This window comes from Erwinia sp. AnSW2-5 (genome assembly GCF_045107195.1).
GTDB lineage: Bacteria > Pseudomonadota > Gammaproteobacteria > Enterobacterales > Enterobacteriaceae > Erwinia.
This window is the reverse complement of sequence record NZ_JBJGXA010000005.1, coordinates 65,397-78,488: the sequence shown is the minus strand read 5'-3', so window position 1 is coordinate 78,488 and position 13,092 is coordinate 65,397. Positions and strand designations below refer to the sequence as shown.

The following is a 13,092-nucleotide window of genomic DNA, read 5'->3' as shown; positions in this document are numbered from 1 at the left end:
CCTTTTATGTAAGAGAATACTTTCAGGCATTGTCTTCGGAATGACGATGCCCGTAAATAGCCACCATCGATCCGCTGTCAAGCGCTTCATAGTAGTGTTTACGACATACGGAAACGTAACGTTCATTACCGCCAATCACCACCTGAGCCCCTTCTTTAAAGGGTTTTCCGCTTTCATTCAGGCGTAATACCATGCTGGCTTTCCTGCCACAATGACAGATGGTTTTTAATTCAACCAGTTTATCTGACCAGGCCAGCAGGTACTGACTGCCGATAAATAACTCACCCCGAAAATCTGTACGCAAACCATAACAAAGTACAGGTATATCTAAATTATCAACAACATCAGATAATGCTTTCACCTGATCGCGTGTCAAAAACTGACTTTCATCCACCAGCACACAGTGAATCGGTTCGATCTGGTGTTCTGCGTTTATCTCACTAAACAGCGAAGTGTTGTTATTATACAATTTAGCCGGAGAAGAAAGCCCAATGCGCGAACTCACCCGCCCCGCGCCAAAGCGATTATCAATCTCTGCGGTATACACCAGCGTGCGCATACCACGCTCATGATAGTTATAAGAAGACTGCAGTAATGCCGTTGACTTACCGGCGTTCATGGCCGAGTAATAGAAATAAAGTTGAGCCATAGAGCCCCGCCCCCCATGTCGCTAAAGATGGCCGGAGTGTAACATAAACACGGTTGTTAAGGCCCTGGCACCGATAATAACCCGGTAATAAATAGTGGCAAGATGGTATGTATCGTACAGGCCGCGCAAGATTTAACAATTAACAAATGTTAACGAGGAACGCGTTCCATCAGTGCAAGCATCGACTGAAAAGGGCATTATTTAGCTAGCACATCATATTTTGACTCTTTTTTTTTAACTAAATATTATGCTTTATTAGCTCATTCGGCTTTCTTACAAAATTAACTATTGCAGTTCCGAATGACGAACACTATTATTATCAGGCAGAAACATCCCTATCAATATAATTTAGAGAATTGGACAATGAGCGAAGCACTTAAAATTCTGAACAACATCCGTACACTGCGTGCTCAGGCGAGAGAATGTAGCCTGGAAACGCTGGAAGAAATGCTGGAGAAGCTGGAAGTTGTCGTTAATGAACGTCGTGACGAAGATAACCAGGCTCAGGCTGAAGTTGAAGAGCGTACACGTAAACTGCAGCAATACCGCGATATGCTGATCGCTGACGGCATTGATCCAAATGAATTACTGTCTACTCTGGCTGCGGCTAAAGCGCCAGGTAAAGCTAAACGTGCTGCGCGCCCTGCTAAATATTCTTACATTGATGAGAATGGCGAAAGCAAGACCTGGACAGGCCAGGGTCGTACTCCAGCAGTCATCAAAAAAGCCATTGAAGAGCAAGGCAAGAAGCTGGAAGACTTTCTTCTGTAATTCTGCTCAAGGTCCTTCTCTACTACCCCATAATTAAATGGGGTTTTTTTGGTCCTATTTTTAGTTGTTATCACCAGGTACAGATAAAAAAGGAAGCCAATGGCTTCCTTTTTCTTTGAGTATCGACCGGAAATTAAACCGGGTAGAAACCTTTGTACCACTCTACAAAGCTCGCAACACCCTCTTCCACCGACGTTTTCGGCTTGAAGCCGATAACCTGATATAACGCCGTCGTATCGGCACTGGTTTCCATCACATCACCAGGCTGCATCGGTAACATATTTTTATCAGCCACCTGCCCCAGTGCATTTTCCAGCGCTTCAATATACGCCATCAGCGTCACAGGCTGGCTGTTACCGATATTATATACCCGGTACGGTGCAGAGCTGGTTGCCGGGCTGCCACTCTCCACCGTCCAGTCTTTATCCGCTTGCGGGATAACGTCCTGCAGGCGTACAACCGCTTCAGCAATATCGTCGATATAGGTAAAGTCGCGGCGCATCTGTCCGTGGTTATAAACGTCGATTTTTTCACCCGCAAGAATAGCGCGGGTAAACTTAAATAGCGCCATATCAGGACGCCCCCACGGACCGTATACCGTAAAGAAGCGCAATCCCGTGGTGGGAATACCGTACAGATGAGAATAGGTATGCGACATCAGCTCATTCGCCTTCTTGGTCGCCGCATACAGTGAAACAGGATGGTCAACGGAGTCATCTGTCGAGAATGGCATTTTACGATTAAGGCCATATACCGAGCTGGAAGAAGCATACAGCAGATGTTCCACTTTATTGTGGCGACACCCTTCCAGAATATTGAGATGACCAATCAGGTTAGCGTCAGCGTATGCCAGAGGGTTATCCAGTGAGTAGCGAACACCCGCCTGTGCTGCGAGGTGGATAACACGCTGGAAGCCTTGCGTTCGAAACAGGTCGGCCATACCTTCACGATCGGCAAGATCGCCTTTCACAAAGGTGAATTCAGGGTGGGGGTTAATCTGATCAAGACGTGCGGTCTTGAGATTCACATCATAATAATCATTCAGGTTGTCGAGACCGACAACCTGGTGACCGGCGGCAAGCAGACGTTGCGTGACATGAAAGCCAATGAAGCCTGCTGCGCCGGTGACCAGATATTTCATACTACCCTCGTTTAATTATGCAATTTGTAGAGATGCTCCGCGGCCGATTGCATAATAAACAAAACCGCGTTTGCTGATTCTTTCTGGATCATACAGGTTACGACCATCAAAAATCACGGGTTCTTTCAGAGCATTTTTAATCACATCAAAATCAGGTGCACGGAAGTTTTGCCATTCAGTACAGATAACCAGGCCATCTGCCCCCTGAAGTGCCGCTTCTTTGGTTCCCATCAGCTTCAGATCGCTGCGATGACCATAGATGCGCTGGGCTTCGTCCATGGCTTCAGGGTCAAAGGCCTGAACCGTTGCCCCTGCCTGCCATAACGCTTCCATCAGAACACGGCTGGAAGCTTCACGCATATCATCGGTGTTTGGCTTAAATGACAGCCCCCACACGGCAAAGGTTTTGCCCTGTAAATTTTCACCAAAATGACGCTTGATAAAGGTTGGCAGCTTGTTCTTCTGCGAGTCGTTGACATCTTCCACCGCTTTTAACAGACGCGGCGTGTAGCCAATCTGCTCAGCGGTACGGATCAGTGCCTGCACATCTTTCGGGAAGCAGGAACCACCGTAACCGCAGCCCGGATAGATGAAGGAGTAGCCAATACGCGAATCAGAACCAATACCCTGGCGGACTTTTTCAACATCTGCACCCAGGCGCTCGGCCAGGTTGGAGATTTCGTTCATAAAGCTGATTTTAGTCGCCAGCATGCAGTTTGCTGCATACTTGGTCAGTTCAGCACTACGAATATCCATCAGGATCATACGGTCGTGATTACGGTTGAACGGCTCGTACAGCTCACGCAGCAGCTCGACAACGTCATCATTATCCGTACCGATAACAATACGCTCTGGACGCATGCAGTCGCTGACTGCCGCGCCTTCTTTCAGGAACTCAGGGTTAGAGACCACATCAAAGGTCAGCGATACGCCGCGCTCTTTCAGGGTTTCTTCCATGACCTTACGCACACGGTCAGCCGTACCTACTGGCACGGTTGACTTGTCCAGCACCACTTTGTGGTCTTTCATGTGCTGCGCAATGGTGCGTGCAACCGCTGTCACATACTTCAGGTCAGCCGAACCATCTTCATCCGGTGGCGTACCGACAGCAATAAACTGCATAACACCATGGTTGACGCCATCTTCAGCGTTCGTGGAGAACTTCAGGCGGCCCGCCTCATAGTTCTGCATAACCAGCGGCGTCAGGCCCGGTTCAAATATAGGAATGATCCCTTTCTTCAGATTCTCGACTTTGTTCTCGTCGACATCGATGCAAAGAACGTCATGTCCGACTTCGGCCAGAACTGCAGCCTGAACCAGACCAACATAGCCGATACCAAATACGGTGACTTTCATTGAATTGTCCCGGTTAGAAATTAAACTTACTTTTTATTACCAACGGTGGTTTCCAGCCAGGCTTTGAAATCGCTGCCCAGTGTGTTGTGACGCACACCGTACTCAACGAAAGCCTGCATGTAGCCCAGTTTGTTACCACAGTCGTGGCTCACACCTTTCAGGTGATAAGCTTCTACGGTTTCTTTCTCCATCAGCATGGCGATTGAATCCGTCAGCTGGATTTCATCACCGGCACCTGGAGGGGTTTTCGCCAGCAGTGGCCAGATATCCGCAGACAGAATGTAGCGCCCCACAACCGCGAGGTTGGAGGGTGCTTTGTCAGCTTTTGGCTTCTCGACCACACCGACCATCGGTGCGCTATCGCCCGGCTTCAGCTCTGCGCCCTGGCAGTCAACAACGCCATACGCCGTCACATCGGCTACTGGCTCAACCATGATCTGGCTGTGACCGGTTTCGTCGAAGCGCTTCATCATCTCTGCCAGGTTCTCGGTAGACAGGTCAGATTCGTATTCGTCGATAATCACGTCTGGCAGGATCACCGCAACAGGCTCATTGCCAATCACAGGCCAGGCACACATCACTGCGTGGCCGAGGCCTTTCGCCAGACCCTGACGGACCTGCATGATGGTGACGTGCGGTGGACAGATGGACTGGATCTCTTCCAGCAGCTGACGCTTAACACGCTTTTCCAGCATCGCTTCCAGTTCAAAACTGGTGTCGAAGTGGTTTTCAATGGAGTTTTTGGAAGAGTGCGTAACCAGCACAATTTCATTAATTCCTGCGGCGATACATTCGTTTACGACATACTGAATCAGCGGCTTATCAACCAGCGGCAGCATCTCTTTTGGAATCGCTTTTGTGGCAGGTAACATACGCGTTCCCAAACCAGCAACAGGGATAACCGCTTTTTTTACTTTGGACTTATAGGCAGACATCAAAGTACCTCTCTTTAGGCCGTTCAAGTTATTACTTGATATGTCGAGTTAAAAAACGAAGTGAGTATACCAGTTGAACCCACGCGGATTTATCCTGGTTAAACCATTTCAGCGCAAATTAAGACTATTACCCAAGTGTAAAGCTTATCTCTGGCCCTGTCTGCCAGGGCCAGATGAAAATAGTCACGGGGTGGTTATTCTGTAGACAACATCAGGCGTAGCCGCCCTCCGGCGCCCCATACCTGACATTGCCAGGCATCACAACGCTGGCTAATTTGATTAAGATGTGTGCTGCCGAGCGTGCCAAGAGGGACACCGTTGCTCAACTGGATTTGGTGGGTATGAACATTGAGAGAGGCGTTTAAACCAGCAGAAACCAGGATCAGGTTCTTTAATCCCTGGTGATAATAGCCAACCAGTAGCGGGAATTGCCCTTTCAGGTTGGCCTGACGTAATAAAAGATTGACCTGTTTAAGTAATGCGCCGAGTTCAGGCAAGCGCGGTCCCTGCCCTGATAACTGTTCCTGTAACAGACCGTTGAACAGTGCCCGCAACAATAATGCAGCCAGAACGCCGTTGTCGCCTGCACGGGTAACATCCAGACAGTAAAAGGCCAGATCTTTCTCAGACAATGCCGCGACATCCAGGACCAGCCCAGGCTGTTCTGCCATGGTGAGCTGGCGATAGTTCACTCGACAGTGAGCAATTGTCTGTTGCACGGGGGGTTGCAGCTCTTTCAGTAATTTTGCAGCGGCCTGTGGATCGCTAACCAGCGCGTCCCAGTCCTGAAACAGCTGCTCATCTTCTTCCACTTTAGAGGTAAACATCGAGGGATAAAGACATTCAAAAACAGCTTCGCGCAGCCGACCGAGGTCTTTCACCGGTTTCAGCAGGACATCCTGCACACCTAATCGCAGAACGTGCGCAATGTCCGACATATTCTCCGTGGCAGATATCACAAGGATCGGCAACGCCCCCCCCTTGCTGCGCACATGCTCAACCAGCTGAATACCGCCCATGCGCGGCATCGCAAGATCACAAATCATCAGGTCAGGAGGCGTATGAACCATCATTTCAAGCGCGTGGATACCGTCATCCGCCAGACTGACAACGGCCCCTAGAGCGGTGAGAAAATTATCCAGCAGGGAACGGAAAACGACTTCGTCCTCGACGATGAGAATATGTTTTCCGTTTAATGGTTTTTCCATTGTGTCCCCCTGCATAACAGATACCTCAATAGTGGTCTATAAACGCCTTTTGCGCCTCTCAGAATTGCCTGAAGTAGCATGCTCAATCGACCACTCTATTGCCTGTCACGCACCAGCGGTAACAGTTCGTCCATTTTTTTCTCAACGGATAATCTCCCCGCTTCAATCGCTTCCTCCGCCCGATGAAAATCCAGGGTGGAGATTTGCGGACAGAATGGCTGTATCAGCACATCAGGAGGATCGCCTGCCATGCGATTACGCTTAAGCCGGTTTTCCAAAACCTGAATGGATGTGGACATGATTTCCATCGCGCCCGGCGTATAGTGCATCTTACGTGATTTGATGCGTCCGATGCGCTGGCGCAGTCGACCGCTCCAACTGTTCGGCTCAGGTAAGTGAGTGTCGATATCCGATTCTGGCGTGACCGAGAAGAGTTCCTGCTGCATAAGATGTGCGTCATGCTGAAGGTCGACCGCAATCACGATATCGGCCCCCAACGCACGCGTCAAAGAGATAGGAACAGGATTGACTACCGCACCATCCACCAGCCAGTAACCGTTCCAGCTCACCGGTGCCAGTAAGCCTGGCATACTGCAGGAAGCCCGGACGGCCTGATGCAAATCGCCTTCCGTCAGCCACAGTTCGCGTCCGGTACTGAGGTTAGTGGCGACGGCACCAAAAGGCATTGCGCACTGCTGGATGGTGTCACAGTTGATCAAACTGCGGACATGACTGAAGACTCGCTCGCCACGGATTAGCCCGCCACGTCGCCAGGAGAAATCCATCAAGCGAATGACCTGCCAGTAGCTGAAAGATCGCACCCAGCGCTCCATCAATGGCAGACGATGAGTCGCATAGGTTGCGCCCACCAGAGCACCGACAGAGCATCCAGCTACCACGTCAATGCGAATTCCAGCACGTTCAAGGGCATTAATAACACCAATGTGCGCCCATCCTTTGGCTGCTCCCGATCCCAGCGCAAGCCCGATTTTTACCTGTCTCATTCCACCTCTGGCCAGTGCTCAACGAACAAAATGGCATCACCGCGTCTGCCCGGTTATCATGACGCCTGAATATCTTCTTACCTGTCATAACACTTCCGGAGTCAACGTGTCTGAACATTGTCCGTGCGGTAGCGGGTTGCAGTATAGCCTATGTTGCGAATCGTATCTAAACGGTAGCGCTCTCCCCGCCACACCAGAAAGCCTGATGCGCTCACGCTACAGCGCTTATGTGAAGCAGGACACACCCTATCTGGTGGCGACCTGGCACCCGTCGTGCCACGCAGAGCGGTTCTCAGCCAGTATTGAAGAGAGCTATCCTCATACTCACTGGCGGGGATTAACCATCCTTAACAGTGAAATAGTGCCGGATAAGCCCCAGGGTTATGTGACATTTTTTGCCCGATTCACGGAAAATGGGCGTGAAAGTTTTATTCATGAACGTTCGCGCTTTCTTCGTGAGGAACAACGCTGGTACTATATCGACGGAATTTTCCCGCCAATCGGGCGTAATGACCAGTGTCCATGTGGCTCTGGCAAAAAATACAAGAAATGCTGTGGTCAGTCGTGACCCGGTTTTCCCTTTTGTATCGACAGGATTACCATCGCAATGCAAGCGCAAACACTGCAACGTAAAGTTCTACGCACTATCTGCCCTGACGCTAAAGGGTTGATCGCGAAAATAACCAATATTTGCTACAAACACGAACTGAACATTGTGCAAAACAATGAGTTTGTCGATCACCGCACCGGTCGCTTTTTTATGCGCACTGAGCTGGAAGGCATTTTTAATGACGGTACGCTGCTGGCCGATCTCGACAGCGCGCTGCCTGTTGGATCCGTGCGTGAACTGCAACCCGCAGGTCGTCGTCGCATTGTTATCCTCGTGACGAAAGAAGCGCACTGCCTGGGCGACCTGCTGATGAAAAGCGCCTACGGTGGTCTGGATGTCGAGATTGCCGCCGTCATTGGCAACCATGACACACTGCGCACGCTGGTTGAGCGTTTTGACATTCCCTTCGTTCTGGTCAGCCATGAAGGGTTAACCCGCGAAGAGCATGACAATAATATGGCTGCGGAAATCGACCGCTACCAGCCTGATTATGTGGTGTTGGCAAAATACATGCGCGTGCTGACTCCGGGCTTTGTGCAGCGTTACCCAAATCAGATCATCAATATCCACCACTCATTCCTGCCCGCCTTTATCGGTGCGCGCCCGTATCATCAGGCATATGAGCGCGGAGTGAAGATCATCGGTGCGACCGCGCACTACGTGAATGACAACCTGGATGAAGGCCCGATCATTATGCAGGACGTGATCCATGTTGATCACACCTACACCGCTGAAGATATGATGCGTGCGGGTCGTGACGTTGAGAAAAATGCCCTGAGCCGTGCCCTTTATCAGGTACTGGCTCAGCGCGTCTTTGTTTACGGCAACCGCACCATCATTTTGTGAGCCGGATGATGCTGTTTTGTCTGACAAAACAGCATCACGGGCAAAAAAACGGCAAACACGCTGTTTTATGCAAAACGGGGCTTTACAGCATCACTTCATTTGATATGATGCGCCCCGCTTAACAAGCACAGTAATCAGGCCAGTGGTGGGGTTCCCGAGCGGCCAAAGGGAGCAGACTGTAAATCTGCCGTCATCGACTTCGAAGGTTCGAATCCTTCCCCCACCACCATTTCTGGGAGAGCGCAGCGACGCAGTTATCCTTCCGCAGTAAAGATTCTGAACTTGTTAACACGCTTCCCCTGGTGGGGTTCCCGAGCGGCCAAAGGGAGCAGACTGTAAATCTGCCGTCATCGACTTCGAAGGTTCGAATCCTTCCCCCACCACCATCTTCTAATACCTAAATACTCCCAAACTGCATCACGCTTTCATATTCCCGTTGGGGAAGAATGAGAAGCTTCGACCGAAGGTTTGCGTCGAACGCAGTGAGACAACGCCATTTATGGCGGCCCGCAGGGTGAGGAGCTTAGCGACGAATAATCCTTCCCCCACCACCATCTTCAAATATCCAGATACTTCCAAACTTGCTCCACACTTTCATCTCCCCTTTATCAATCGCAGCAATATTTCTTTCTGCTGGCAAAACCTGCTACCATTCGGCCCACTTTTTCCACGCAAAATGGCCTGTGCTATGAAATTTCTTTCTTTTAATATCAATGGGCTGCGTGCGCGCCCGCATCAGCTTCAAGCGATCGTTGAGCAGCATCAGCCGGATGTTATCGGCCTGCAAGAAACGAAAGTTCACGACGATATGTTTCCTCTCGAAGAGGTCGCTAAACTCGGCTACCACGTTTTTTACCACGGTCAAAAAGGCCACTACGGCGTTGCGCTGATGACCAAAGCAGAGCCGCTTGCCGTGCGCCGTGGCTTTGACGGTGATGATGAAGACGCTCAGCGTCGTATGATTATGGCCGATATCCCGACGGCTTCCGGCATTGTGACGGTGCTTAACGGCTATTTCCCTCAGGGTGAAAGCCGTGACCATGCCACCAAATTCCCGGCAAAAGAGAAATTCTATCGCGATCTGCAAAGCTATCTGGAGCAGCAAAGTACTGACAATCAGATTCTGATCATGGGCGATATGAATATCAGCAGCACCGATCTGGATATTGGCATCGGTGAAGAGAGCCGCAAGCGCTGGTTGCGCACCGGCAAGTGCTCTTTCCTTCCGGAAGAGCGTGAATGGATGGATCGTCTGATGAACTGGGGGCTGGTCGATACCTGGCGCGCACAGAACCCGGAAGCTAATGACCGCTTCTCCTGGTTCGACTACCGTTCTAAAGGTTTCGATGACAATCGTGGACTGCGTATCGATCTGGTACTGGCCAGCAAACCGCTGGCGGAGCGCTGCATCGCGACCGGGATTGATTATGACATTCGCGGGATGGAAAAGCCGTCAGATCATGCGCCAATTTGGGCAGAGTTTTCACTGTAATTTATCGCGCTGATATCCTGTTGCAGGACGGCACCCCGCCGCCCTGCAACACCAACGATGATGTTTTTACTTCACAATCCGCCAGATGAGATTGTTGGTTCCCAGCGATTGCTCATCACGTGCGCACTGCAACAGAACCCCTTCACTTTTCAGTACGGCACCTTCGGTATAGCTCCGGTTCTCATAGATACAGCAGCGTTGACACGGTGGCTGACTGTTGCCGCTCCCCTGAGTCCAGACTTCCGGTGGCAGATCGACCACGACATCAGTATTGCCGCCGTTATTATTACCGTGGCCGTTACTGGTGTAACGTTCGGCCATCGTCGGGGCGCTAATAGCCAGCAGCAGTAACATAGCCAGACGCAATTTCATCACTCGCTCTCCTTCTCTTTTGCCGCCTTACGGCGCGGTTTTTTCGCTTTGTTCGTCGCCGGTGCCGGTAAGCCCCGGAATGCATGCGCAGCGGGTTGCTGTCGCGCCTGATGGATAAGACTGTGCAGTGTTTCGACCAGCGGGAACATAAAGTCCTGATAGCGACACTGTTTCTCACTGATTTTAGTCAGCGTTGACTCCCACTGCGCGGTCATATCAGGCCGTGCGGCCATCTCCGGCAGTGAATGGATTAACGCGCGACCCGCCGGGCTGGAGTGGATATAACGCCCTTTCTTGAATAAGAACGTGCGTTTAAACAACAGCTCGATAATCCCGGCGCGCGTAGCTTCCGTACCTAAACCATCGGTCGCACGCAGCACTTTCTTGAGATCTTTATCCTGAACAAAGCGTGCAATGCCCGTCATCGCCGAAAGTAACGTGGCATCCGTAAAGGGTCGCGGCGGCTGGGTCTGCTTATCAACCACTTCCCCGCGCTCGCACAACAGCTCATCGCCCTTCGCCACTACCGGTAGCGGCGTGCCATCGTTCTCTTCATCACGCTCTTTGCTGCCCAGCAGCGCACGCCAGCCCGCTTCAGCAAGGAACCGCGCCTTAGCCACAAACTTACCCCCCGCGATATCCAGTTCGATCACGCACTTGCGATACACCGCATCCGGGCAGAACTGCATCAGATACTGGGTGGCGATCAGCCGATAGATCTGCTGTTCGTTCTCCGTCAGAGAGACCCGGCTGCTGCGCGCTGTGGGGACAATGGCATGGTGCGCATCCACTTTTTTATCATCCCAGCAGCGATTCTTCTGGTCGCTGTTGAAATCGGCAGGCGGTGTCAGATCGGGCTGATGGGCATTAATGGCATTCAGTACTGCCTGACGCCCGGCAAAGTGTTCATCGGGCAGATAGCGACTGTCAGAACGCGGATAGGTGATCAGCTTATGGGTTTCATACAGACGCTGACAGGTATCGAGAACAATCTGTGCGCTCAGACCAAAACGTTTACCCGCTTCAATCTGTAACGCCGACAGTGAAAACGGCAGCGGTGCCGTATCGTTCTCACGTTTGTCGTTATAGCTGGTAACCAGTGCGGGCTGGCCATCAATACGCGCCACCACATGATCCGCCAGCGGGCGATGCAGCAAACGCCCCTCTTCATCCTGATAAGGCTCGCAGGAGTCACTGGGCTGCCACAGCGCGACAAAGCGTTCATCCTTTGGCGTGACGATATGCGCTTTCACTTCAAAAAAATCTTTCGCCACGAAGTTTTCAATTTCTTCATCGCGGCGCACCACCAGTCCGAGCACGGGCGTCTGAACACGCCCCACAGACAGAACGCCATCATAGCCAGCATTACGCCCCAACAGGGTGTATGCACGGGTCATGTTGATGCCATACAACCAGTCAGCGCGTGAACGCGCCAGCGCCGAGACGCACAGCGGAATGAATTCGCGGTTTTCGCGCAGTCGCCCAATAGCTCTTTCCACCGCCTGCGGGTTGAGATCGTTAATCAGGCAACGCTGTACCTTTGCCCGCTTCTCCACCGGCATGGTCAGGTAGTCCAGCACTTCATCGACCAGAAGCTGACCTTCGCGGTCCGGGTCACCTGCGTGAACCACTTCACTGGCCTGCTCCAGCAAGCCTTTGATGACATTAAGCTGCTTGGCGACCGACGGGCGCGGCTTCAGCTGCCACTTTTCCGGCACAATAGGCAGGTCAGCCAGCGACCAGCGGGCAAAACGGCTGTTATAACTGTCAGGCTGCGCCTGTTCTAACAGGTGCCCCACGCACCAGGTCACCACCTGGTCGGGACCACAGGCAATATAACCATCACCACGACGATGTGGCTTGGGCAGGACATCCGCAATAGCACGGGCAAGACTGGGTTTCTCGGCAATAAACAAACGCATCCGTGGGTAAATCCTGCTCAGGGTTTGACTTCAATAACGGCCCTTCCGGCCTGCTCCGTGGCTGTACTGCGTCAGACGAATCGTGTTCTCGTTCATCTGTATCACTCAGAAATAGCTGACGAATGGTGCGCTATCTGGCGACTGGATAGTGGTTGAGGATTTCAACTGCGGGGTGCCCAGATAGAGGAAACCGACAATGGCATCCTGCGTGCGGCAACCGAATGCCTGGCGTACCGTTTCGTCTTCTGTCCAGGCACCGCTGCGCCAGATGCCGTTAAAACCCTGTGCCGCTGCGGCCATCTGCATTGCCATCACGGCGCAGCCAGCAGAAACCACCTGCTCCCAGCGCGGCACCTTTGGATGCTCTTCACAGTGAGCAACCACGGTAATAATCATCGGGGCACGGAATGGCGCCTGCTGCGCTTTTTCGATGGCTTTGTCATCCAGCTGTGCATCACGTGAGACTTTTTCCAGCAGCGCGCTGAAGCGATCGCGGCCTTCATTTTCAATGATGATGAAACGCCACGGCTGCAAGGTGCCGTGATCGGGAGCGCGCATACCTGCCTGCAGAATGTTTTCCAGTACCTCACCTGCCGGCGCTGGCACCGCCAGACGGGATGCTGAGCGACGGTTAACCAGTAATTCCAGAGCGTCCATAACTTCCTCCTGATAATAATTTGTATCCCGCAGAAACTAGCACAGGATGATGTTTTGTTACAGCATTGCGCTTTTTCCTGCTGACAATTACGCCACTGCTATTTAGGATGTGAGCTATTACTGCCCGGT

At 51.7% G+C, this 13,092-nt stretch carries 13 protein-coding genes, 2 tRNA genes and 1 other RNA gene; 7 read left to right on the top strand and 9 right to left on the bottom strand.

The window, feature by feature from the left end; all coding sequences use genetic code 11:
• Positions 1-22: 22 nt before the first annotated feature.
• Positions 23-649, bottom strand: a complete 627-nt coding sequence (tdk, locus tag ACFL9S_RS04885) for a thymidine kinase (protein WP_405260598.1) — start codon at positions 647-649, stop codon at positions 23-25.
• Between the two features lie 363 nt (positions 650-1,012).
• Between tdk and hns the strand changes: the two genes are divergently transcribed.
• Complete coding sequence (hns, locus tag ACFL9S_RS04880; RefSeq protein WP_133842144.1) at positions 1,013-1,420, top strand: histone-like nucleoid-structuring protein H-NS; 408 nt, start codon at positions 1,013-1,015, stop codon at positions 1,418-1,420.
• Between the two features lie 133 nt (positions 1,421-1,553).
• Here the strand turns inward: hns and ACFL9S_RS04875 are convergent, their stop codons facing one another.
• From ACFL9S_RS04875 to rssA, 5 genes are all read right to left on the bottom strand, one after another.
• On the bottom strand, positions 1,554-2,561 hold the full coding sequence (locus ACFL9S_RS04875; RefSeq protein WP_405260596.1) for an NAD-dependent epimerase: 1,008 nt from the start codon (positions 2,559-2,561) through the stop codon (positions 1,554-1,556).
• A 15-nt stretch (positions 2,562-2,576) separates the two neighbouring features.
• Positions 2,577-3,917 (bottom strand): UDP-glucose dehydrogenase family protein, encoded by a 1,341-nt coding sequence (locus ACFL9S_RS04870; protein ID WP_405260594.1) that lies wholly within the window; start codon positions 3,915-3,917, stop codon positions 2,577-2,579.
• 26 nt (positions 3,918-3,943) lie between these two features.
• Positions 3,944-4,852: a UTP--glucose-1-phosphate uridylyltransferase GalU gene (galU, locus tag ACFL9S_RS04865; RefSeq protein ID WP_405260592.1), complete on the bottom strand. Its 909-nt coding sequence runs from the start codon at positions 4,850-4,852 to the stop codon at positions 3,944-3,946.
• 194 nt (positions 4,853-5,046) lie between these two features.
• Positions 5,047-6,060, bottom strand: coding sequence for a two-component system response regulator RssB (rssB, locus tag ACFL9S_RS04860; protein ID WP_405260590.1), 1,014 nt, complete (start codon positions 6,058-6,060; stop codon positions 5,047-5,049).
• Positions 6,061-6,155: 95 nt separating this feature from the next.
• A complete protein-coding gene (gene rssA, locus ACFL9S_RS04855) occupies positions 6,156-7,064 on the bottom strand; it encodes a patatin-like phospholipase RssA (RefSeq protein ID WP_405260588.1) in 909 nt (302 codons plus the stop codon).
• A gap of 106 nt (positions 7,065-7,170) precedes the next feature.
• On the opposite strand from rssA, the gene ACFL9S_RS04850 reads away from it, so the two are divergent.
• From ACFL9S_RS04850 to xthA, 6 genes are all read left to right on the top strand, one after another.
• Positions 7,171-7,632, top strand: coding sequence for a YchJ family protein (locus ACFL9S_RS04850; protein WP_405260586.1), 462 nt, complete (start codon positions 7,171-7,173; stop codon positions 7,630-7,632).
• Positions 7,633-7,671: 39 nt separating this feature from the next.
• Positions 7,672-8,520, top strand: a complete 849-nt coding sequence (gene purU, locus ACFL9S_RS04845) for a formyltetrahydrofolate deformylase (RefSeq protein WP_405260584.1) — start codon at positions 7,672-7,674, stop codon at positions 8,518-8,520.
• A 144-nt stretch (positions 8,521-8,664) separates the two neighbouring features.
• Positions 8,665-8,749 (top strand) — tRNA-Tyr (locus ACFL9S_RS04840).
• A 72-nt stretch (positions 8,750-8,821) separates the two neighbouring features.
• Positions 8,822-8,906: transfer RNA gene (locus ACFL9S_RS04835), tRNA-Tyr, on the top strand.
• 39 nt (positions 8,907-8,945) lie between these two features.
• Positions 8,946-9,074, top strand: a non-coding RNA gene (locus ACFL9S_RS04830) — RtT sRNA.
• A 134-nt stretch (positions 9,075-9,208) separates the two neighbouring features.
• Positions 9,209-10,012 carry an exodeoxyribonuclease III gene (gene xthA / locus ACFL9S_RS04825; RefSeq protein WP_405260582.1) on the top strand — a complete coding sequence of 268 codons (804 nt, stop codon included), beginning with the start codon at positions 9,209-9,211 and terminating at the stop codon, positions 10,010-10,012.
• Positions 10,013-10,078: 66 nt separating this feature from the next.
• Here the strand turns inward: xthA and ACFL9S_RS04820 are convergent, their stop codons facing one another.
• The 3 genes from ACFL9S_RS04820 to ACFL9S_RS04810 all read right to left on the bottom strand — a co-directional run bounded on the left by ACFL9S_RS04820 (position 10,079) and on the right by ACFL9S_RS04810 (position 12,963).
• A complete protein-coding gene (locus ACFL9S_RS04820) occupies positions 10,079-10,384 on the bottom strand; it encodes a YnjH family protein (RefSeq protein WP_405261061.1) in 306 nt (101 codons plus the stop codon).
• Entirely contained in the window at positions 10,384-12,306 is a 1,923-nt protein-coding gene (locus ACFL9S_RS04815) for a DNA topoisomerase III (protein ID WP_405260580.1), read from the bottom strand. Before ACFL9S_RS04815 ends, ACFL9S_RS04820 begins: the two co-directional genes overlap by 1 nt.
• A 105-nt stretch (positions 12,307-12,411) precedes the next feature.
• Entirely contained in the window at positions 12,412-12,963 is a 552-nt protein-coding gene (locus tag ACFL9S_RS04810) for an NAD(P)H nitroreductase (protein ID WP_405260578.1), read from the bottom strand.
• Positions 12,964-13,092 lie beyond the last annotated feature (129 nt).

Coding starts and splice junctions, on each gene's coding strand:
- ACFL9S_RS04870 (WP_405260594.1), bottom strand. CDS start 3,917: ATGAAAGTCACCGTATTTGGTATCGGCTATGTTGGTCTGGTTCAGGCT.
- rssB (WP_405260590.1), bottom strand. CDS start 6,060: ATGGAAAAACCATTAAACGGAAAACATATTCTCATCGTCGAGGACGAA.
- galU (WP_405260592.1), bottom strand. CDS start 4,852: ATGTCTGCCTATAAGTCCAAAGTAAAAAAAGCGGTTATCCCTGTTGCT.
- ACFL9S_RS04810 (WP_405260578.1), bottom strand. CDS start 12,963: ATGGACGCTCTGGAATTACTGGTTAACCGTCGCTCAGCATCCCGTCTG.
- tdk (WP_405260598.1), bottom strand. CDS start 649: ATGGCTCAACTTTATTTCTATTACTCGGCCATGAACGCCGGTAAGTCA.
- purU (WP_405260584.1), top strand. CDS start 7,672: ATGCAAGCGCAAACACTGCAACGTAAAGTTCTACGCACTATCTGCCCT.
- ACFL9S_RS04820 (WP_405261061.1), bottom strand. CDS start 10,384: ATGAAATTGCGTCTGGCTATGTTACTGCTGCTGGCTATTAGCGCCCCG.
- ACFL9S_RS04875 (WP_405260596.1), bottom strand. CDS start 2,561: ATGAAATATCTGGTCACCGGCGCAGCAGGCTTCATTGGCTTTCATGTC.
- xthA (WP_405260582.1), top strand. CDS start 9,209: ATGAAATTTCTTTCTTTTAATATCAATGGGCTGCGTGCGCGCCCGCAT.
- ACFL9S_RS04815 (WP_405260580.1), bottom strand. CDS start 12,306: ATGCGTTTGTTTATTGCCGAGAAACCCAGTCTTGCCCGTGCTATTGCG.
- hns (WP_133842144.1), top strand. CDS start 1,013: ATGAGCGAAGCACTTAAAATTCTGAACAACATCCGTACACTGCGTGCT.
- rssA (WP_405260588.1), bottom strand. CDS start 7,064: ATGAGACAGGTAAAAATCGGGCTTGCGCTGGGATCGGGAGCAGCCAAA.